At 70.8% G+C, this 18,610-nt stretch carries 22 protein-coding genes and 1 pseudogene; 13 read left to right on the top strand and 10 right to left on the bottom strand.

The features are described 5' to 3' along the window. Positions 1-202 precede the first annotated feature (202 nt). The 5 genes and pseudogenes from ACQEV8_RS40470 (at position 203) to ACQEV8_RS40490 (ending at position 4,539) form a co-directional block, all read left to right on the top strand. Positions 203-1,969 carry an ATP-binding protein gene (locus ACQEV8_RS40470; RefSeq protein WP_432971313.1) on the top strand — a complete coding sequence of 589 codons (1,767 nt, stop codon included), beginning with the start codon at positions 203-205 and terminating at the stop codon, positions 1,967-1,969. Then, the gene (locus ACQEV8_RS40475; protein ID WP_003994857.1) at positions 1,929-2,339 is read left to right on the top strand and encodes a roadblock/LC7 domain-containing protein; all 411 of its coding nucleotides are present in this window, start codon (positions 1,929-1,931) and stop codon (positions 2,337-2,339) included. The genes ACQEV8_RS40470 and ACQEV8_RS40475 overlap by 41 nt, the downstream gene beginning before the upstream one ends. Next, positions 2,336-2,707: a DUF742 domain-containing protein gene (locus ACQEV8_RS40480; RefSeq protein WP_215116839.1), complete on the top strand. Its 372-nt coding sequence runs from the start codon at positions 2,336-2,338 to the stop codon at positions 2,705-2,707. Before ACQEV8_RS40475 ends, ACQEV8_RS40480 begins: the two co-directional genes overlap by 4 nt. Further along, positions 2,688-3,293 (top strand): GTP-binding protein, encoded by a 606-nt coding sequence (locus ACQEV8_RS40485; protein ID WP_432971319.1) that lies wholly within the window; start codon positions 2,688-2,690, stop codon positions 3,291-3,293. The genes ACQEV8_RS40480 and ACQEV8_RS40485 overlap by 20 nt, the downstream gene beginning before the upstream one ends. Further along, positions 3,290-4,539: pseudogene (locus ACQEV8_RS40490) on the top strand (cytochrome P450). The gene ACQEV8_RS40485 and the pseudogene ACQEV8_RS40490 overlap by 4 nt, the downstream one beginning before the upstream one ends. 242 nt (positions 4,540-4,781) lie before the next feature. Here ACQEV8_RS40490 and ACQEV8_RS40495 read toward each other — a convergent pair. Beyond that, a complete protein-coding gene (locus ACQEV8_RS40495) occupies positions 4,782-6,290 on the bottom strand; it encodes a hypothetical protein (protein WP_432971322.1) in 1,509 nt (502 codons plus the stop codon). Between the two features lie 884 nt (positions 6,291-7,174). Between ACQEV8_RS40495 and ACQEV8_RS40500 the strand changes: the two genes are divergently transcribed. Beyond that, positions 7,175-7,639, top strand: coding sequence for a pyridoxamine 5'-phosphate oxidase family protein (locus ACQEV8_RS40500; RefSeq protein ID WP_432971325.1), 465 nt, complete (start codon positions 7,175-7,177; stop codon positions 7,637-7,639). Positions 7,640-7,718: 79 nt separating this feature from the next. After that, a complete protein-coding gene (locus tag ACQEV8_RS40505) occupies positions 7,719-8,111 on the top strand; it encodes a VOC family protein (protein WP_189722006.1) in 393 nt (130 codons plus the stop codon). A gap of 9 nt (positions 8,112-8,120) precedes the next feature. Here the strand turns inward: ACQEV8_RS40505 and ACQEV8_RS40510 are convergent, their stop codons facing one another. Genes ACQEV8_RS40510 through ACQEV8_RS40520 form a run of 3 tightly spaced genes read right to left on the bottom strand, consistent with a single transcriptional unit; the run spans position 8,121 to position 9,967 of the window. Next, positions 8,121-8,915, bottom strand: a complete 795-nt coding sequence (locus ACQEV8_RS40510; RefSeq protein ID WP_432971329.1) for a thioesterase family protein — start codon at positions 8,913-8,915, stop codon at positions 8,121-8,123. Positions 8,916-8,955: 40 nt separating this feature from the next. Further along, positions 8,956-9,282, bottom strand: coding sequence for a branched-chain amino acid transporter permease (locus ACQEV8_RS40515; protein WP_432971332.1), 327 nt, complete (start codon positions 9,280-9,282; stop codon positions 8,956-8,958). Further along, a complete protein-coding gene (locus ACQEV8_RS40520; protein ID WP_432971335.1) occupies positions 9,275-9,967 on the bottom strand; it encodes an AzlC family ABC transporter permease in 693 nt (230 codons plus the stop codon). Before ACQEV8_RS40520 ends, ACQEV8_RS40515 begins: the two co-directional genes overlap by 8 nt. A gap of 62 nt (positions 9,968-10,029) precedes the next feature. On the opposite strand from ACQEV8_RS40520, the gene ACQEV8_RS40525 reads away from it, so the two are divergent. Beyond that, positions 10,030-10,488 (top strand): Lrp/AsnC family transcriptional regulator, encoded by a 459-nt coding sequence (locus tag ACQEV8_RS40525; protein WP_432971338.1) that lies wholly within the window; start codon positions 10,030-10,032, stop codon positions 10,486-10,488. 66 nt (positions 10,489-10,554) lie between these two features. Here the strand turns inward: ACQEV8_RS40525 and ACQEV8_RS40530 are convergent, their stop codons facing one another. Continuing rightward, on the bottom strand, positions 10,555-10,851 hold the full coding sequence (locus ACQEV8_RS40530; RefSeq protein ID WP_432971341.1) for a DUF4235 domain-containing protein: 297 nt from the start codon (positions 10,849-10,851) through the stop codon (positions 10,555-10,557). A gap of 39 nt (positions 10,852-10,890) precedes the next feature. Further along, on the bottom strand, positions 10,891-11,913 hold the full coding sequence (locus ACQEV8_RS40535; protein WP_432971344.1) for a glutathione S-transferase family protein: 1,023 nt from the start codon (positions 11,911-11,913) through the stop codon (positions 10,891-10,893). A gap of 179 nt (positions 11,914-12,092) precedes the next feature. On the opposite strand from ACQEV8_RS40535, the gene ACQEV8_RS40540 reads away from it, so the two are divergent. Further along, the gene (locus tag ACQEV8_RS40540) at positions 12,093-13,013 is read left to right on the top strand and encodes a cation diffusion facilitator family transporter (protein ID WP_432971347.1); all 921 of its coding nucleotides are present in this window, start codon (positions 12,093-12,095) and stop codon (positions 13,011-13,013) included. Positions 13,014-13,106: 93 nt separating this feature from the next. On the opposite strand, the gene ACQEV8_RS40545 is transcribed toward ACQEV8_RS40540, so the two are convergent. Next, positions 13,107-13,556, bottom strand: coding sequence for a nitroreductase family deazaflavin-dependent oxidoreductase (locus ACQEV8_RS40545; RefSeq protein ID WP_432971350.1), 450 nt, complete (start codon positions 13,554-13,556; stop codon positions 13,107-13,109). A 75-nt stretch (positions 13,557-13,631) separates the two neighbouring features. Beyond that, positions 13,632-14,264 carry a LysE/ArgO family amino acid transporter gene (locus ACQEV8_RS40550; RefSeq protein WP_432971353.1) on the bottom strand — a complete coding sequence of 211 codons (633 nt, stop codon included), beginning with the start codon at positions 14,262-14,264 and terminating at the stop codon, positions 13,632-13,634. A gap of 370 nt (positions 14,265-14,634) precedes the next feature. Here ACQEV8_RS40550 and ACQEV8_RS40555 point away from each other — a divergent pair, with 370 nt between their 5' ends. Together ACQEV8_RS40555 and ACQEV8_RS40560 are read left to right on the top strand one after the other, a co-directional pair. Beyond that, the gene (locus tag ACQEV8_RS40555) at positions 14,635-15,831 is read left to right on the top strand and encodes a cytochrome P450 (RefSeq protein WP_432971356.1); all 1,197 of its coding nucleotides are present in this window, start codon (positions 14,635-14,637) and stop codon (positions 15,829-15,831) included. Positions 15,832-15,850: 19 nt separating this feature from the next. After that, entirely contained in the window at positions 15,851-16,051 is a 201-nt protein-coding gene (locus ACQEV8_RS40560; RefSeq protein ID WP_372498772.1) for a ferredoxin, read from the top strand. Between the two features lie 9 nt (positions 16,052-16,060). On the opposite strand, the gene ACQEV8_RS40565 is transcribed toward ACQEV8_RS40560, so the two are convergent. After that, on the bottom strand, positions 16,061-16,612 hold the full coding sequence (locus ACQEV8_RS40565) for a TetR/AcrR family transcriptional regulator (protein WP_432971359.1): 552 nt from the start codon (positions 16,610-16,612) through the stop codon (positions 16,061-16,063). Positions 16,613-16,704: 92 nt separating this feature from the next. On the opposite strand from ACQEV8_RS40565, the gene ACQEV8_RS40570 reads away from it, so the two are divergent. Next, positions 16,705-17,163, top strand: a complete 459-nt coding sequence (locus ACQEV8_RS40570; RefSeq protein WP_432971362.1) for a nuclear transport factor 2 family protein — start codon at positions 16,705-16,707, stop codon at positions 17,161-17,163. Positions 17,164-17,192: 29 nt separating this feature from the next. After that, the gene (locus tag ACQEV8_RS40575; RefSeq protein ID WP_432971365.1) at positions 17,193-17,729 is read left to right on the top strand and encodes a flavoprotein; all 537 of its coding nucleotides are present in this window, start codon (positions 17,193-17,195) and stop codon (positions 17,727-17,729) included. Positions 17,730-17,732: 3 nt separating this feature from the next. Here ACQEV8_RS40575 and ACQEV8_RS40580 read toward each other — a convergent pair whose 3' ends face one another. Beyond that, entirely contained in the window at positions 17,733-18,608 is an 876-nt protein-coding gene (locus ACQEV8_RS40580; RefSeq protein WP_432971368.1) for a hypothetical protein, read from the bottom strand. Positions 18,609-18,610: the final 2 nt, after the last annotated feature.

Consider the following 18,610-nt stretch of genomic DNA (forward strand, 5'->3'; position numbering starts at 1 on the left):
TGTCGACCTGTTCCCTTCTGTTGGGGCGTGACGGAACCCTCACCTCCGCAGGGTGACCAGGTTGATCCTTTCGGGTCTAAACCCGATAAGGTTCCGATCGGCGCTGCGAGTTGACGCGATCGCGTCCGGTCGACTCGCGGTGCGTACTCATGAGTGCGATCCACACACCCCCTGTTCGATCGTGTTTGTTCGAAGGATGCAGATGGAACTCGCCACTCCGCCACCGGCGGCGCGGGCGCCTGTCGCCTGGTACAGCTGGTGGTTGATGCCGCTGGGCTTGGGAGGCGGGACCGTTGCCGCCACGTTCATGAGCTCGGACCGAATAACCGCGGCCGTCGCCGGACTCGCGGCGACGGCGGCCAGTGCCGTGTGCGTACGCCTGCTGCTGCGCACCCGGGCACAACTGCACAAGGCGGAGAACTCCTTCCGCACCACGCAGGCCGAGCACAACCAGCAGTGGCAGCAGCACGTGGCGGGCCTGGAACGGAAGTACTCCGCCGAGCGCGCCACCCTGGAGTCCCAGCTCACCGAGCAGAACACGACCTACGAGCGGCGCCTGGCCGACCAGAGCGCCACGTACGAGACGCAGCTCTCCGACACCTCCCGGGCCTACGAGGAACGGCTGACCGAGCAGGCCACGTCCTACGAGGCCCAGCTCGCCGACCAGGCCGAGGTCTGGCAGGAACAGCTCTCCCACCAGCTCGCCGCCGTCGCCCGGCTCGCCGACGAGCAACTGCCCGCCGCGATGGAGGCGCTGCGCTCCGGCGACGCCATCGACGACGTACTGCCCACGCTCAACCAGTGCGCCAAGGTCAGCTCCGACCTCCAGGCCGAACTGCGCAAGGTGCTGCGCACCGCCCTGATCGGCCTGGAGTCGGAGTTCGACCGCTCCACCTCCGCCGAGCAGGCCGTCATCAGCATCGGCAACCGCATCCACGTGCTGACCAGCAAGCTCCGCGGCCGCCTGCACGAGATGCAGGGCGAGCACGGCAGGCTGCCGGCCGTCGCCCGGGGCCTGATGGAGCTCGACCAGGAGATCGGCCCCGCCGACTGTCTCGCCGCCAGCATCGGCGTGCTCGGCGGCTCGGACCGGCCCGGCCGGCAGTGGCAGGAGCCGCAGCGACTGCTGAGCGTGGCGCGCGGCGGCATCGGCCGGATCAAGGACTTCCACCGGATCCAGGTCCGTCACCTGCCCGAACTCGGTGTCGACGGCGGTTTCGTGGACCACCTCACGCTGATCTTCGCTCACCTCCTCGACAACGCGGCCCGTTACTCGCCGCCCACCGAGCCGGTGCTCATCTCCGGCAAGGAGGTGCCCAACGGCGTCGGCATCGAGATCCAGGACTCCGGCAAGGGCCTGAGCGAGGAGAAGAAGCGCGAGGCCGAGCACGCCCTCGCGGGCACCGCTCCCGGAGCGGGCCTCGGCGGCATCACCGAGGACGCGAACATCGGTCTGCGTGTCGTCGGTGCCCTCGCCCGTCGCTATGGCATCCGCGTCACCTTCGCGGACTCCCCGTGGCTCGGCACGTCCGTGGTGGTCGTGGTTCCGCACAAGTACTTCAGCCCGCTGCCCGCCGCCGCACCGGCCGCGGCTGCCGCCCCGAGGTCCGCACCGCCAAGGCGGCCCCGGCGCGCGAGGCGGTCACCGCGCCGGACCCGGACGCCCCGGCCGAGACCGCGGAGACCACACCCGGCGGACTGCCCCGGCGCCGCAGCAGGCGGAACGAGGCGGCCGAGCCCCGAGAGGCCGGGCGGACGGACCGCAGCACCGTCTCCGCCATCCCTCCGGACGCCTCGTTCTCCGGTCTCGCCGCCTTCGCCACCGCCGGACGCGACGCCGAAGAGGCGTCCCGGACGCCCGGCGACCGCGACACCGAGGCCGGACGCGAGTCCACCGAGCACCGCACCGAAGAGAGCGACTAGTCCTCATGACGCAACAAGGAACAGATGTGAGCTGGGCGCTCCGTGATCTCGTCGAGAGCATCCAGGAGATCCGCTTCGCCCTCGTGGCCTCCAGCGACGGCAAGGCCATCACCTCCTATGGCGCCGAAGACCCCGACGACGTCGACCGCTTCGCCGCCGTGGTGGCCGGACTGCAGGCCCTCGCCCAGCCGGTCGCCGAGCAGTTCCCCAAGTACGCCGGGCAGCTGCGCCTCGCGATGATCGAAGTCGACGGCGGTCACCTCTTCGTGGTCCGCGCCGGTGTGGAGACCTACCTCGGTGTCCTCGCCAGGGAAGGCCTCGACCAGGGCCTGCTCGGGCACCAGATGAGAGACCTGGCCCGCAGGATGGGTGAGCTCCTCGGCACCACTCCGCGCCTGGAGGAGCACTCTGGATGAGTGCTCCCCGCAGGCCGTCGGACCCGTCCGGTCTCGAGCGCTACTACGTCCTCACGGGCGGACGCAGCGGACCGGGCGGTTCCGCGTCGAGCCTCGACGTGGCGACGCTCGTCGTCGCCCGCGCAGCCCCGTTACCGGGCATGCAGCACGAGCACGAGGAGATACTCCGCCGGTGCCGCGATCCGCTGTCGGTCGCTGAACTCGGCGCTCACCTCGGGCTGCCCTTCAACATTCTCGCAGTGCTGCTGTCGGACCTGCTCGTCGCAGGTCGCGTCGAAGCCCGTAACCCCATCCCGGCACACGACGCCGGCCGCGGGCCCGACCTCGCGCTCCTTGAGGAGGTACTCAGTGGACTTGAAAGGCTTTGACCGACCCGGAGGGCGGGCGGGCGGGGACGCCCGCTCGGTGAAGGTGATGATCGCCGGCGGGTTCGGCACCGGGAAGACCACCATGGTCCGGTCGGTCAGCGACATCAAGCCGCTCACCACCGAGGAGACCCTCACCCAGGCCAGCGCCGACGTCGACCGTCTCATCGGAGTCGCCGACAAGACGCAGACCACCGTCAGCCTTGACTTCGGCAAGATCGGCATCAACGAGAGCCTGGTGCTGTACCTGTTCGGCACGCCGGGTCAGGAGCGCTTCTGGTTCCTGTGGAACGGGCTGTTCAAGGGGGCGCTCGGCGCGATCGTCCTGGTGGACACCCGCCGCCTGGAATCCAGCTTCCGGGCGATCGAGGAGATGGAGCGGCAGGAGGTCCCCTTCGTCGTCGCCCTGAACGTCTTCCCCGACTCCACCAACTACCCGGTCGAGGAGATCCGGGACGCCCTGGACATCCCCGAGCACACCCCGGTCATAGCCTTCGACGCTCGCGACCGGGCCTCCAGCCGGGACGTCCTCGTCGCCCTGATCCACCACTTGAGGGAACGCTCGGCCGTGGCCCTGGAGCCCCGATGAACGACTCGACCGAATCCGGACTCCAGGCCGTACGGGGCTGCCCTGTCGCCCATCACGGCGCCGACCTGACCAGGCTGTACGGCCCGGACGCCGCGACCGATCCGGGAGGCATCTACGAGCGGCTGCGCAAGGAACACGGCACGGTCGCGCCCGTCCTGCTCGAAGGCGACGTGCCCGCCTGGCTGGTCCTCGGCTACCGCGACAGCCGGCGGGTGCTCGACAATCCCCGTCAGTTCAGCCGGGACGCGCGGATCTGGCGGGACTGGCGGGAGGGCCGGATCGAGGAGACCTCGCCGATCATGCCGATGGTCGGCTGGCGCCCCGACTGCGTGTCCCAGGACGGCGAACCGCACCGCAGGCTGCGCGGCGCCGTCACCGACGGGTTGCAGGCGGCGGCCGCCCGGGGCATCCGGCGGCACGTCACGCACTTCGCGAACAAGCGGATCGACGCGTTCGCCGACGCCGGGCACGCCGACCTCGTGGCCGACTACGCCGAGCAGCTGCCGATGCTCGTGCTTACCAGGATGCTGGGCCTTCCCGCGGCGGACGGGCTACGCATGATCGAGTCGTGCGCCCAGGTCTTCAAGGGCGGTGAGGGCGCCCTCGAGCACAACGACCGGATCATGCAGATCCTCGCGGAACTCGCCGAGCGCAAGCGGGCCGAGCCGGGCTCCGACTTCGCCACGGCCCTGCTGGAGCACCCGGCCGGTCTCGACCACGACGAGGTGGTCAGCCATCTGCGCCTGGTGCTGATCGCCGCGCACACCACCACCAGCAATCTGCTGGCCCGGGTCCTGCAACGGGTCCTCACCGACGCCGCCCGGCTGTCCGGTCTGGTCAGCGGGGAGCTGAACATCTCCTCAGTGGTGGAAGAGGTCATGTGGGACGCCCCGCCACTGTCCGTGCTGCCGGGCCGGTTCGCAACCGCCGACATGGAGCTCGGAGGCCATCACGTCCAGGAGGGGAACTGCTCATCCTGGGCCTGGCCGCCGGCAACCTCGACCCGGAGGTACGGCCCGACTCGGCCGTCGCCGTGCAGGGCAACCAGTCGCACCTGGCGTTCAGCGCCGGACCGCACGAGTGCCCGGGGCAGAACATCGGCCAGTCCATCATCGAGATCGGCGTGGACGTTCTGCTGCACCGGCTGCCGGACCTGCGCCTGGCTGTACCGCCGGAAGAACTCAGCTCGACGGCCTCCACGTGGGAGTCCCGGCTGGACAGCCTGCCGGTCGAGTTCGCCGTCTAGGCCACGCCGGCGGACCGTTGCCCGGCCGGCTTCCGGCCGGGCAACGCCGTGCGTGGGTGCAGGCGGTGGCGCACACGCTCAGCAGGTCGTCAACCGCCCTGCCGATGTCGAGGTAAGCGCGTCGCCGAGTACGCGCATGCCCTGGCAGTGCATGCGCGTCTGCGGTGGGGCCGGGCACAGGCTGGGCCGTCACCACCGCCAGGCGGGTGCGAGCAGCGGCCCGAGCCTTCAGGATCGAGGCGTCAGCCGTCGAGCCAGTCGCCTGCGACGGCCGTGGGACGGTATCCCGTGGCGTTCCAGAGGAAATGCGGGTGGGCGCAGCCGAACATGTAGGCGAGCAGCGCGGTGTCCTCCCTCCCGGTTTGAGGGTCGTGCAGGGTGTGGAACATCTCGGATCCGACTACGCCGGCGTCTTGTTGGACTTGACGGGCGCGGTCCGGCGATGGTGCGGCGCTGGATGCCTCCACGGCGGCGATGTAGGTGCGGCGCAGGATCTCCCATGTGGTGTCGGTGTTGCCGTTCCAGGGGCCGTGCAGTGCTTCGAAGGCATGGAGCTCGGAGTCGAAGAGGGGCCATGTCCGGGGGTATTGGGCTCGACAGCGTGCGGACAGTTCGGCGGTCCGGGTGCTCAGTGCCGGTGCGGTGGGCCGCGGGGCGATGGTGAGGGTGGTGCCGTGGGTGAGGATGCCGGTGCATGGGTTGGGCTGCAGATCGCACAGCGGGCACTCCTCGGCCGGGGGGAGGCCCTGGGTGATGCCGTCGAACCACAGGGCGTGGCGGCCCGTGAGCCCCATCCAGACGATGGTGGTGGTCATCAGCCAGGTGTTCCACATTGGGCTGTGGGCCTCGGGCATGCAGCCGTACTTGACGAGGGCTATCGCGCAGGCAGCGTAGAGCGCCTTGGTGTGGGTTGGCATGTCGGCGAGCCAGAAGTTGCTGATCTCGCCGGTGAGGGCGTCGGCTCGTACATCGGCCATGTCGTCGATGACGCGGCACAGCAGCAGGGAGGCGAGGTTTTCTTCCTGCCAGAGTTCGGTGTCGGGGGCGACGTGCCAGAACAGGCAGTCCAGCATCTGCAGGGCTGAGTAGGTGCTCTGGTTGAGCGGGTTGGTCTGGGGGAGCACGACGCTGCCCGCGTCGTGCTGTTGGAGCCAGTACTCGTCGACGGATCGCTTGTGGGCTGCGAAGAGTCCGGAGACCAGGGCCCGTGCGCTGTTGGTGCTGAAATGCTCGGCCAGGCGGCCTTCGACGTGTTGGGTGAGGCGCGTTGTGTCGATAGTGTCGATCACGCGTTTGTATTCGTGGAAGACGAGGATGTCGTTCTCGAAGCGGTGGCGGTGGCCGAGGTCTCGTTCGAGGTCGTTCATCTGCCGGGTCCAGGACCATCCACCGGTCAGGACGCTGTCGAGTTCCCGGCGGTATGGCCAGGTCTTGACGGCGAGGGGACGACCGGCGCTCTGCCGCCAACGGTAGTCGTCCAGCGTGCGTGCGGGGGGCGTGGGCAGCCGACGGCACAGAGAGCAGGCGCAGACGGTTGTCTGCTCCTCTTCGCGCGGCGGGGTGAGTGCCCGGCTCCTCCAGGCCCCTTCCAGCATCGTGCACGTCAGTCTGCAGACCTCGATGTCGGTGCTGACTTGGGGGAAGGCTGCTTCGATCAGGCGCAGCCTGGTGTCGAGGTGCCTCAGCCTGGCGTAGCCCTCCTCGTCGGGCGGGAGGAACGCGGGCCGCGCCAGATGGAGGGCTCCCTCCACTTGCAGCGTCGTGCTGGAGTGGGGGGAGCCGAATGCGTTCAGCCGCTGCTGAGCGGCGTTCTGGGACCTTCGGTACTGCTCCGTGCTCCCATTGATCTGTTTCACCAAGAGGCGGGCCAGGGTGTTCCCCGCCTCCGTGGGCTGGAGCTGGGCGCTTGGCTGCGCCGGGAGCGAGCTGTCGGCGGATGCCTTCGGAACAGCACCTGCGACTCGAGATTTCACACCGGTCTCCCAATAAGCTAGTCCTGGCAACGGAAGCGATCGACCGTGGTCGTTGACCTGCCGTGTCCGGGAATCTTCTGTACTTTCCGCGACGGCCTCGCCGGACAGCCGGACTCATGCGACCGGCTTTGGCTCCTGCTGCGAACGACCGCGAGAGGCACGACTGCTGCGATGGCGGCACTCCTGCTGCAAGGCGAGCACCTGCATCGCCGCCTCAGCTGTGTTGATCAGGAAGCACTCGCGGCCCGTCAGGCGTAGCGCGACCCCTGGAGCCGAGACGCGCTGCTTCGCCCGAGGCGTGTGGGTAGCTGACCGGGGTGTCGAAGGGGAGGTCGAACCGGACGTCCTGAGGCATGTGGTTCCTTTCGGGAGACGGACCGCAGAGCCCCCCGCCCCTGCGAGCGGACGGTGCCATGGCCGGCCGCGCACTCGAACTCGGCTTCGCACTGCGAACGTTGATCCGAGAAGCGGTACGAGGCTGCCCACGGCGGGAATAGGCCATTCCGTGACCCTGCCGTGATCTCGGTTACTGCAGGAACCACTTGAGCTGCGTATACTCCCTCGTCCCTCACCCGGCATGGCCCGTCCGCCGGGCCTCCCCAGCCTCTTGGCGTCACACTGGACTTCGCCCGTTTGACGACTCCTCAGGAGGCGCACCGACGATGACGTCCCCACCCGTACGCGGCGCTGAGCAGCGCAAGAAGGACACCCTGCACCGTCTGGACCACGACGTGGACGCCTGGGTCGCCACGGCCGACAGCGCCTCGGGGACGCCGTACCTCGTCCCGCTGTCCTTCCTCTGGAACGGCTCGTATCTGCTGTTCGCCACTCCCGCGTCCAGCCCCACCGGACGGAACCTGACCGCGACCGGCCGTGTCCGGGTGGGCATCGGGCCGACCCGTGACGTGGTCCTCGTCGAGGGCACCGTCGAGACCGTCCAGCCCGGCGAGCTCACGGAGCAGGACGCCGAACTCTTCGCCGCCAAGACCGGGTTCGATCCCCGCCGGCTGGCCACGCCGTACCTCTACTTCCGTGTCGTGCCGCGGCGGGTGCAGGCCTGGCGGGAGGCCGACGAACTGGACGGGCGCGAACTCATGGGTGACGGACGGTGGTTGGTGGCCGACTGAATCGCCCGGACCGGGATAACCGCAAGGTACAAGGCCGCGGGGCACGATCGCCCCGCGGCCGGAATCCTGCGGAGGAGACATGGCCCTGGTGAAAGCGGGTGTCCTGGTGCTCGACTGCGCCGAGCCCGAGAAGCTCGCCGTGTTCTACAAGGAGTTACTGGAAGGGGAGGAGTCGGACGCGACGGCCAACAGGGTGGAGATCAAGACCGCCGACGGCTTCCGGATCGCCCTGCGCCGGGACGTCAACGCCACCCCGCCCAGCTGGCCGCGCCCCGAGAACTCCCTCCAGGCCCACCTGGAGTTCGTGGTGGACGATCTCGACGCGGTGGAACGCCGGGTCGTCAGCCTCGGCGGGCGCCCCCTGGAAGCCAAGGAGGCCTCGGGCCCCCTGGAGGAGCGCGGCTACGCCGACCCGGCAGGCCACTCCTTCATCCTGCGCCGCACCCCACCGACGGCACCCAAGCAGGGCTGAGCGCGGCGTTCAGCCGGATGCCGGCACCGGCCTGACGGTGAGGATCTGCTGGGCATGGCCGACGGGTCCGGCGAGGTCGTGCAGGACGGTGCCGGTGACGCCCTGGCCGGTGGCGCCGAAGGTGACGGTCGTGTCGAGCCCGGTCCAGGGGCCTTCCGGCCGACGGTGGAGGTGGACGGTGAGGTCGACGTTCGGGAACATCCACTGGTCGGGCGACTGGCGTACGGCGATGCCGTTGGCGGTGTCGACGAGCGCGATGTAGGAGGCGAGCGGGCTCGCGGCCTGCCTGGCCACCAGGTCGAGCGAGGTGGAGATCCAGGCCGTCGTGCGGCCCGGCCGCGGTGGCGCGAGCGGGCGGACGTCGAGGGAGGCGATGTATCCGCCGGGCCACACGGAGGTCAGTGGCCAAGGGGCGAGCGCCTCGGGCGGGGTGAGCCGGCCGGCCTCACCGCCGGCGGCCTCCGCCGTGTCGCAGTCGGCGAGGAGCCAGGCCCTGGCCCGTACCACGGGGCGGCCGGCGATGAGGGCGACGGCCTCGACGAGCTCGATGGTGCGGCCGGGCCGGAGGGTCTCCACCCGTATCTCGCACTCGTCCAGGGCGAGGCGGCCCAGGATGTCGAAGCTGAGCCGGGACGGGGTCAGGCCGCTGCCCGGCCGTGCGGCCCGATGGCGGTCGATGGCGTGGACCATGAGGCCGCCGAGCGGGCTGAAGTGCTGTTCGTCGGGGTCCCAGGCGCCGCTCGCGTGGGCGGTGGGCTTGTAGCGGTGCACGTCGGTGGGTTCGAAGTAGCTGCCGGTGTTCAACGCGGGTTCCTTTCGAGGACGGGATCAGTGGGCGACGGGATCAGTGGGCGAAAACCGCGCCGGCCAGGACCACATGGACGGCCGTGCCGCCGAGGATGCTCAGCAGGGCGTTGCGCAGCCACAGGTGCAGGCCGACGGTGACTGCCAGGGCGGCCAGCGGGGCCATGGCGCGGGACTCGGTGAGCGGCAGGTCGCGCAGGCAGTAGACGACCAGGATCACCATCACCCCGGCGGGCATACGGGCGCTGAGGTACCGCACGGTGTCGCTGGCCCGCAGCGGGGCCAGGGCGGCGAACGGCAGGGCGCGCAGGGACCAGGTCACGGCTGCGGTGACGAGGACCGCGACGACGGCGTGGGTGTCAGACATGAGCGGGCTTCCTCCGGTCGGCGAGCCGGCGTGCCAGCAGGCCTACGGTGAACAGGGCGAAGGCCGCCGGCAGCAGCCGGCCCGGGAAGAGCAGACGGGCGCCCAGGGCGCAGAGCAGGGCGAGCACGGGGGCCGGCAGGTCGCCCCGCAGGTCACGGACCGCGTCGAGAGCGAGAACGACGAACAGGGCGGTCAGGGCGAAGTCCAGGCCGGTGACACCGTCCGGGACGAGGGAGCCCAGCAGGGCCCCGGCGGTCGCGCTGCCGGCCCAGTACAGGTGCATGAAGAACTGCAGCCACAGGATGCGCGGGCTGGACCAGCCGCGAGCCTGCTCGGTCGCGGTCAGCGCGTACGCCTCGTCGGTCAGCGCGAAGGTGCTGTACGCCCTGGCGAACCGGCCACGCACGCGGTGCAGGGGGAAGGACAGGGCGTAGAAGACGTGCCGCGCCTGCACCAGGAAGGCGGCCAGGGCGATGGACAGCAGCGGTGCGGTGGCCACGACCATGCCGATCAGCAGGAACTCGAACGAACCGCCGTAGATCAGCGCCGCGGACAGCCCGGCCCACCACCAGTCGAGGTCCGACTGGATCACGAGCGCCCCGAAGGCGAGACCGAGTGGCACCATGCCGAGGCCCACGGAGGCACAGTCCTGGAAGGCGGCCCGCGCCGCAGGGCTTATTCGCATGTCGACATTTTAGGAAAGTTAGCGCCTCATATGGTTGCCGATTGTGGCCCTATGATCTCCCCATGGGCAATGAAAGTGGCCTCGATGCCGTCGATCGCGAAATTCTGTTTCATCTGCGCCGGGACGGTCGGCTGTCGAACGTCGAGCTGGCCAAGCGGGTGGGGCTGACTCCGCCTCCCTGTCTGCGCCGGGTCAAGCGCCTGGAGGAGAGCGGCGTCATCGCCGGCTACCGGGCCGTCATCGACCCCGGAGCCGTGGGCCGCGCGCTCGAAGTGCTCGTCGACGTCGAGATCTACGCCCAGGACCGCAGGACCGTCGAGGAGTTCGAGACCACCGTGGCCTCCTATGAGGAGGTCGTCGAGTTCCGGAGGATGTACGGGCGTCCCGACTACTTCCTCCGTGTCGCCGTGGCCGACCACGCCGCCTACGAGGCCTTCATGATGAGCAGGCTCAGCGGACTGCCCGCCGTCCTGCGCCTCGAGTCCCACCTCACCATGAAGACGATCAAGGTGGACGGCTGAGCGGACGCCGGGCACAGGCCGGCCCCGCCCGCCGCACAGACCGGGCGGGGCCGCGCCGCGCCGTCGTCAGTCCCTGCCGCCCTTCTCGTCAGCCGGCCACGTGCCGGTCGAACGCTCGATGGCCTTGGCGCCCGCGCGGTCCACGGCGCTGCGCACCACCGCGAAGATGGCGCCCTGGACGGCCGCGGCCAGCAGGATCTCGCCCCAGCCGCGGTCCCGGTCCAGCGCGTCGGGCGCGTCCTCCTCGTGCCGGATCGCCATCCACGTCTTGCGGAAGGCGAGCCCGGCCAGCCAGCCGCTCGACCAGCCCAGCACGAACCCGAGGGGCTGGTAGGCGAGGGGCATCTTCTTCTTCTTGGCCACGGGGATCTCCTTGGTCGCTCAGGGGGTGGGTGGGAGTGGTCAGGGGGTGTGCGCGGCCGGGACCCGCTCCCCGGCGCGGACCGGCCCCGGCGGCGTGCCGTCGCCGAAGGGCCGGCCGCCCAGTTCCTGACGGTGGTGCGGGGTCAGCCAGCCGGACAGGTCCGGCCCCAGCGGCACGACCTGGGTCGGGTTGATGCCGGTGTGCACCTGGTAGTAGTGGCGCTTGATGTGGTCGAAGTCGACGGTGTCGCCGAACCCGGGCGTCTGGTACAGGTCGCGGACGTACCCCCACAGCACCTGGTTCTCCGTCAGCTTCCAGCGATTGCACTTGAAGTGGCCGTGGTAGACGGCGTCGAAGCGGACCAGCGTGGTGAACAGCCGGATGTCCGCCTCGGTGATCGTGTCGCCGACCAGGTACCGCTGCCCCTCCAGCCGGCCAGCGAGCAGCTCCAGCCGCCGGAACACGCCCGCGCAGGCGGCCTCGTACTCCTCCTGCCCGGTGGCGAAGCCCGCCCGGTACACGCCGTTGTTGACGTCCTCGTAGACGTCCGCCATCACCTGGTCGATCTCCTCGCGCAGCGCGTCCGGGTACAGGTCGGGCGCGCCCTCACGGTGCAGGGCCGTCCATTCGGTCGCGAAGTCGAGCGTGAGCTGCTGGTAGTCGTTGGTGACCAGCTTCCCGCTCGGCACGTCCACGATCGCCGGGACGCTGACACCGCCGGGGTAGCCGGTCTCCCGCCGGTCGTAGGCCTCGCCGAGGTAGCGGATGCCGAGGACCGGGTCGCGGCCGTCCTCGTCCAGCGTGAAGCGCCAGCTGCGGTCGTCCTGGACCGGGTCGGCGACGGCCAGGGACAGCGCGTCGTCCAGGCCGAGCAGCCGCCGGGAGACCAGCGACCGGCTCGCCCACGGGCAGGCGCGGCTGACGACCAGACGGTAGCGGCTCGCCTCCACCGGCCAGCCGTCCCGGCCGTCCGCCGTGATCCGGTCCGCGAAATGCGCCTTGGACCGTTTGAACGCCCTCCTGCCGTAGGCGCTGTTGCCGTCGCCGTCGTCGCGGCTCATGGGGGTGGCCTCCTTGCCGTACGTGTGGCCTGCTCGTCGTGCGAGTGCCCTGCCGGTCGTGTGTGTGCCCTGGTGAACGCGTTCCCCTTTTTCCGCCGACGGCACGGTGTGGGCACCGCCGACCGGGGCAATCGGCGTGGGTGAGTCATGAAGGAACTGATCGAAAGACACGCATCACCGTGCTGGTGGCGCTCGCGGCCAACTTGGTGATCGCGGTCGCCAAGGCCGTCGGCGGCCTGTTGGCGGGTTCACCCGCCCTGCTGTCGGAGGCGGCGCACTCGGTGGCCGACAGCCTGAACGAGGTGTTCCTGCTGGCGGCCCTGCGCCGCAGCCGCCGCCCCGCCGACCGGCGTCATCCCTTCGGCTACGGCAAGGAGCGGTTCTTCTGGTCGCTCCTCGCGGCCGTCGGGATCTTCGTCATGGGCGGCTGCTTCTCGTTCTTCCAGGGGTTCGAGGCCCTGGCGAGCGGATCGGAGGAGAAGCTCAGCGGCTATGTCGCCGGCCTGATCGTGCTCGGCATCGCCCTCCTCGCGGAGGGCGGCTCCTTGTTGCGCGCCCTGTACCAGGTGCGCCGGCAGGGCGGTGCCGGCGCCGGGCTGCGCGACCCGGCCCTGCGGACGGTCGTCGCCGAGGACGGCACCGCGGTGCTCGGCGTCACGCTGGCCATGGCGGGCATGGCGCTGCACATGGTCACCGGTCAGGTGGTGTGGGAGGCGTCCGCCTCACTCGCGATCGGCGCCCTGCTGGTCTTCGTCGCCTACCGGCTGGGCCGGGAGGCACGCGACCAGCTGATCGGCGAGGCGGCCGACCCGGAGGCGAGCGGGCGGATCCGGGCACTGCTGCGGGCACAGCCCGAGATCGACAGTGTGGAGGCGCTGTTCACGATGAAGACGGGCCTCGACTCGGCCCTCGTGGCCGCCCGTGTCGACCTGGTGCCCGGACTGGACAGCGAGCACGTCGAGGACGTCGCCGTGCGCATCAAGCGCTCCATCGCCCGGACGGTGCCCGAGGCGCACCAGATCTTCCTCGACGTCACGGACCGCCGCGCCCGGGAGGCAGCAGAAAGCCCCGCCGCGACGGGGGAACGCGGCGGGGCCTGAACCACGCGTGCCCCGCCGCCGGGGGGTCATGCACACCGGGCGAAACTTTTCTGCCGGTGGATTCCCCGGGGGCTGGGGCGGCCCGGCTCTGTGTCACCCGCCCTCTGCCGGCTCCAGCACGAACACCGGAATATCCCGGTCCGTCTTCTTCTGGTAGTCCGCGTACGCCGGATACGCCGCGACGGCCCGCTCCCACCACGCGGACTTCTCCTCGCCCGTGACCTCACGGGCGGTCATGTCCTGCTTGCGGGGCCCGTCCTGGAGTTCCACATGTGGGTCGGACTTGAGGTTGAAGTACCAGACCGGGTGTTTGGGCGCACCACCCAGGGAGGCGACGGCGGCGTAACGTCCCTCGTGTTCCACCCGCATCACCGGTGTCTTGCGCAGCTTGCCACTCTTGGCGCCCCGTGAGGTCAGGACGACGACCGGCATCTTGGAGCCCTGCAGCGTCGTCCCCTCCGTACCGCCGGAGCTCTCGTACAGTTCCACCTGCTTGCGCACCCACTGCGTCGTGCTGGGTTCGTACTCGCCTTCGAGAGGCATGGCAATCCGTCCCATCGTCGTGTCAGAGGCCGACCGGTAACTGATACCTGCCCTCAACACCGGTACACGCGCGAATCATCCTGGAGAAACCGCCATTCGCACGGCCAGAGCCGTCATCACCCCGCTCGCAACCAGCGCCGTCGCCAGCCTGCCCCGGTGACCGGTCAGGGCCCGGCCCAGCAGGGCACCGCTCCCGGCGAGCAGCACCTGCCAGCTGGCGGAGGCGGCGAAGGCGGCCAGGACGAACACACCCTGTTCCACAGGCCCGGCCGGACCCGCGGCCTGGGAGCCGAGCACGAGCGCCGCGAAGTAGATCACGGTCGTGGGGTTGAGCAGGGTGATTCCGAGCAGTCCCATGTAGGCCCGGGCGGGACTCGGGGGAGCGGGGGTCGTCCGCGTGGCGAGCCGGTGGCCGCGGTACTCGCGCAGAGCGGTGACCGCGCCCCGCACCGCCAGCCCGAGCAGCACCAGGACACAGGCCCAGCGCAGCGGCCCGAGCACCGGCCGCAGCGCGGCTGCCAGGGCAGTGCCCCCGAGCGTGGCGGCGAGGGCGTACAGCCCGTCGGCGGTGGCGACGCCGAGCGCGCCGCAGACACCGGTACGCAGGGACGTGCGCGCGGTGAGGGAGACGAGGTAGGTCCCGACCGCGCCCACGGGTACGGCGATGCCGTACCCCGCGAGCAGCCCCGCGAGAAGCGCGGCCGTCATGACCGCGGCGGCGTCGGCCCTTCACCACGGCCGGACCGCTGCTGTCGGCGCACGCCGGAAGCGGCGACGGACAGCGGCAGTGACGGCGCAAGGGCGGCGAGCGTAGGCATGGCTGGATCCTGAGGCCTGTCCCGCCGCATCGACAACCGGTTTTCGATGCGAGGCCACGACGGCCCCGCAGCCTCCGGCCCTCGGCAAGGGGCCCTGTGCGCGCACTACGGGCCTCCTATCCGGGCCTTCGAACGTGAAGACGGCATTCCCCGGCCAAGTTGCCACCGCAACCGATCTGGCCGAACTTCGCGTCGCCCTATAGGTGCCCGGGGCATCTAATGATGATCGGCACGACGCACTACTCGTCTGCGAGGTCTTCATGACGGACACGACCGCACCCGTCGTCTTCCCCCAGAGCCGGACCTGCCCCTACCACCCGCCCGCCGCCTACGACGCGCTGCGCACCGAGCGCCCCCTCACCCGTATCACCCTCTTCGACGGCCGCGAGGCCTGGCTCGTCAGCGGGCACGCGATCGCCCGCGCCCTGCTGGCCGACCCGCGTCTGTCGTCGAACCGCGACCGGCCCGGCTTCCCCGCCCCGACCAAGCGGTTCGCCGGGATCCGCAACCGCAGAACGGCCCTGCTGGGCGTCGACGACCCCGAGCACCGCACCCAGCGCCGCATGGTCGTCGGGGACTTCACCCTCAAACGGGCCGTCGAACTCCGGCCACGGATCCAGCAGATCGTCGACGAGCGGCTCGACGCGATGATCGCCCAGGGCTCGCCCGCTGACCTGGTCACCGCCTTCGCGCTGCCCGTGCCGTCCATGGTGATCTGCGCCCTGCTCGGCGTCCCGTACTCCGACCACGATTTCTTCGAGACCCAGTCGCGACGGCTGCTGCGCGGCCCGGAGACCGCCGACGTCCTGGACGCCCGCGACCGGCTGGAGGACTACTTCGGTGAGTTGATCGACCGCAAGAAGAAGGACCGGGGGACCGGCCTGCTGGACGACCTGGTCCACCGGCAGCCGGACGAGGGCGCACTCGACCGCGAGGACCTGATCGCCATGGCCCTCATCCTTCTGGTCGCGGGCCACGAGACGACCGCCAACATGATCTCGCTCGGCACCTTCACCCTGCTCCAGCACCCCGAGCGGCTCGCCGACTTGCGTGCCGACCCGCGGTTGCTGCCCACCGCGGTCGAGGAGCTGATGCGGATGCTGTCGATCGCTGACGGCATGCTGCGTCTGGCCGTCGAGGACATCGAGGTGGCCGGGACGACGATCAAGAAGGGCGAGGGCGTGGTCTTCGCGACCTCCGTCATCAACCGCGACGAGACGGTCTACCCCGACCCGGACACGCTCGACTGGAACCGTCCCTCCCGGCACCATGTCGCGTTCGGCTTCGGCATCCACCAGTGCCTCGGGCAGAACCTCGCCCGCGCCGAGCTGGAGATCGCCCTGCACACCCTCTTCACCCGGCTGCCCGACCTGCGCCTGGCCGCCCCGGCCGACGAGATCCCCTTCAAGCCGGGCGACACGATCCAGGGGATGCTGGAACTCCCCGTGACCTGGTAAGAGGCTTCCGCACATGCACATCGACATCGAAATCGACACGGACGTCTGCATCGGCGCCGGCCAGTGCGCCCTGACCGCCCCGGAGGTGTTCACCCAGGACGACGACGGCTACAGCGCCCTGCTGCCCGGCCAGGAGGACGGCGGCGGCAGCCCGCTGGTGCGGGAGGCGGCCCGGGCCTGCCCGGTGAGCGCCATCACCGTCTCGGAGAGGGTGAGCTGAGGCCCGGGCTCACACGGTCCCCAGGAGCAGCCGGGCCGCCTCGCGCGCCTCGGCCGCGGGCTCGGCGCTTCTGGTGACACCGGCCGTGACCATGGCGCCCTCGGCCAGCAGGAACAACTGCCCGGCCAGCGCGTGGGGCAGCCCCGCCGCGTCCACGAGCGAGGCGAGGTAGTCCCGGAACGCCCGCTTGTGCGCGCGCACCTGGCCGGCCACGCGCGCGGACGTGGCGCCGAGCTCGCCGTAGGCGTTGAGCCACGCGCAGCCGCGGAAGCCCGGCTCGCCGAACCACCCGCCCAGCCAGTCGAACACGGCCAGGATCCGCTCCCGGGGCTCCCCGTGCCGCTCGACGTACTCGGCCAGCTGCCCGCGCCAGCGTGTGTCGCGCCGCTCCAGATACGCCTCGACCAGCTGCTCCTTCGCAGGGAAGAGCTGGTAGAGCCGCTTGAGCGAGACCCCGGACGTGCCGCGGACGTCGTCCATCCCGACCGACTGCACGCCCCGCCCGTAGAACAGCTCCTCGGCCGCGTCCAGCGCCCGCTCCCGGGCCACCGCGCTGTCCATGTGCCACCACTCCTTGACGAGAGAACGAGCGTTCTCCTACCGTAGCAGCCCTCGGGAGAACGCTCGTTCTCCACCGTGACCAGGGAGATTCGATGACCGACCGCCCACCCCTGCCGCCCTTCACCCGCGAGAGCGCCGCGCGGAAGGTCCAGGCCGCCGAGGACGCCTGGAACACCCGCGACCCGCACAAGGTCGCCCTCGCCTATTCGGAGGACTCGGTCTGGCGCAACCGCGACACCTTCGTCACCGGCCGCGCCCGCATCGTCGAGTTCCTGACCCGCAAGTGGGAGCGCGAGCAGGAGTACGCGCTGCGCAAGGACCTGTGGGCCTTCGACGGCCACCGCATCGCCGTCCGCTTCCAGTACGAGTGCCGGGACGGCGGGGGACAGTGGTGGCGCTCCTACGGCAACGAGCTGTGGGAGTTCGACGAGCACGGGCTGATGACCCGCCGCGAGGCGAGCATCAACGACGTGCCGATCGAGGAGAAGGAACGCCGCGTCCTCGGCCCGCGGCCGGAAGCGGAGCGCGGACGCACCTTCCCCCTCCGGTGAGCCCGGGGGGAGTCGCTAGGGTCTCCGGGATGACCGACCAGGCCGCCCGCAAGCCCTTCCTCTATGTCGTCGTCTGCGCCGCCGGCATCGCCGCGGACGTCAGCGAACTGATCACCGCCGCGCAGGAGCGCCACTGGGAGGTCGGCGTCCTCGCGACGCCGGTCGCCATGAACGGCTTCTTCGACGCGGCCGCCGTCGAAGCCCAGACGGGCCGCCCGATCCGGTCCGCCTGGCGCGCCCCCGGAGATCCCCGTCCGTTCCCGGCGCCCGACGCCCTGGTCGTCGCACCCGCCACCTTCAACACCGTCAACAAGTGGGCGGCCGGCATCGCCGACACCCTCGCGCTGGGCACCCTGTGCGAGGTCGCTGGGCTGGGTGTGCCGGTCGCCGTCCTGCCGTGCGTGGCCGACGCCCTGGCCGCCCACCCCGCCTACCGGGACAGCCTCGAACGGCTGCGGGGGATGGGTGTGCGGTTCGGGGAGCCGTACACCGGAGAGCCGGGCGAGGACGGCGGACGGCCGGAGTTCGGCTGGGAGCGGGCCCTGGACCTGGTCGAACGGGACTGACCGTCAGCCGCAGCCGACCGTGGGCCCCTCCACCATGCCGCCGGTGTAGAGCGCCTGCCCGCGCGGCATCCAGTAGCCCAGCTTCGAGACCACCGTCGAGCAGGCGGACCCCGGTGTGACCTGGACCCGTACGGTGGCCGGACGGCCCGGCTGGAGGTCGGTCAGCGCACAGTCCACGGAGTACGTCAGCCGGTCCTCGGACGGGGCCCGTCCGATGAGCGGGTTGACGCACCGGGCGTCCGCCGTGCTGATCCGCACCCCCGTGCTCTCCTCACCGATCAGCCCGAAGCGGGCACTGCCGTCGCCCTGTTCGCTGTCGCGGTACACCCGGTACGTCAGCGTGGTGGTGGCCCCGCGACGCAGGGTGGTCCGGTCGACCTCGACCCGGTGCGTGGGCCGCTGCTTGGGCGCGCTCAGGGTGAGCGTGGTCCGGACCGTGCCGCGCAGGTCCACACCGCCGGGCGTGGAGCGTACGTGCACGGTGGCCGTGACGTCGTAGGTCCCCGGGCCGGGGTACGGATGCGAACCGGGGAGCGTCCCGGAGGCGACCGTTCTGCCCTGGCGTTTCGCCGTCCAGGTACCGGAGGTCAGACAGGCGTACCGGGCGGACGTGCCAGGACGGCCGCAGTTCGCGGGGGCCGAGACCGCCATCACCGGGGTTCCGCTGCCCGCGCACAGGCTGACGGCGGCCCGCTCACCCTCCGTGCCGCGCAAGGTGCCCGCGGGTGAGCACAGCGTGGCCGGTCCCTCGGCCGCCGGAACCTGGGCCCGGACCTCGTGCCCGGGCGGGGCCGGCCGGCTCCAGGCGGTCGAGACCAGGGCGAGGGACGCCGCAGCCGCCCCGGTCAGGATCCTGAGTGTCCTCCGTCGTGCCGCCACGC

This window comes from Streptomyces sp. CA-179760, assembly GCF_050937045.1.
Lineage (GTDB): Bacteria > Actinomycetota > Actinomycetes > Streptomycetales > Streptomycetaceae > Streptomyces.

What these genes read in the sequence shown, in the direction of transcription:
- ACQEV8_RS40575 (WP_432971365.1), top strand. Translation starts at nt 17,193, where the DNA reads ATGACCGACCAGGCCGCCCGCAAGCCCTTCCTCTATGTCGTCGTCTGC.
- ACQEV8_RS40555 (WP_432971356.1), top strand. Translation starts at nt 14,635, where the DNA reads ATGACGGACACGACCGCACCCGTCGTCTTCCCCCAGAGCCGGACCTGC.
- ACQEV8_RS40470 (WP_432971313.1), top strand. Translation starts at nt 203, where the DNA reads ATGGAACTCGCCACTCCGCCACCGGCGGCGCGGGCGCCTGTCGCCTGG.
- ACQEV8_RS40570 (WP_432971362.1), top strand. Translation starts at nt 16,705, where the DNA reads ATGACCGACCGCCCACCCCTGCCGCCCTTCACCCGCGAGAGCGCCGCG.
- ACQEV8_RS40525 (WP_432971338.1), top strand. Translation starts at nt 10,030, where the DNA reads ATGGGCAATGAAAGTGGCCTCGATGCCGTCGATCGCGAAATTCTGTTT.
- ACQEV8_RS40480 (WP_215116839.1), top strand. Translation starts at nt 2,336, where the DNA reads ATGAGTGCTCCCCGCAGGCCGTCGGACCCGTCCGGTCTCGAGCGCTAC.
- ACQEV8_RS40515 (WP_432971332.1), bottom strand. Translation starts at nt 9,282, where the DNA reads ATGTCTGACACCCACGCCGTCGTCGCGGTCCTCGTCACCGCAGCCGTG.
- ACQEV8_RS40475 (WP_003994857.1), top strand. Translation starts at nt 1,929, where the DNA reads ATGACGCAACAAGGAACAGATGTGAGCTGGGCGCTCCGTGATCTCGTC.
- ACQEV8_RS40545 (WP_432971350.1), bottom strand. Translation starts at nt 13,556, where the DNA reads ATGCCTCTCGAAGGCGAGTACGAACCCAGCACGACGCAGTGGGTGCGC.
- ACQEV8_RS40535 (WP_432971344.1), bottom strand. Translation starts at nt 11,913, where the DNA reads ATGAGCCGCGACGACGGCGACGGCAACAGCGCCTACGGCAGGAGGGCG.
- ACQEV8_RS40500 (WP_432971325.1), top strand. Translation starts at nt 7,175, where the DNA reads ATGACGTCCCCACCCGTACGCGGCGCTGAGCAGCGCAAGAAGGACACC.
- ACQEV8_RS40550 (WP_432971353.1), bottom strand. Translation starts at nt 14,264, where the DNA reads ATGACGGCCGCGCTTCTCGCGGGGCTGCTCGCGGGGTACGGCATCGCC.
- ACQEV8_RS40565 (WP_432971359.1), bottom strand. Translation starts at nt 16,612, where the DNA reads ATGGACAGCGCGGTGGCCCGGGAGCGGGCGCTGGACGCGGCCGAGGAG.
- ACQEV8_RS40520 (WP_432971335.1), bottom strand. Translation starts at nt 9,967, where the DNA reads ATGCGAATAAGCCCTGCGGCGCGGGCCGCCTTCCAGGACTGTGCCTCC.
- ACQEV8_RS40505 (WP_189722006.1), top strand. Translation starts at nt 7,719, where the DNA reads ATGGCCCTGGTGAAAGCGGGTGTCCTGGTGCTCGACTGCGCCGAGCCC.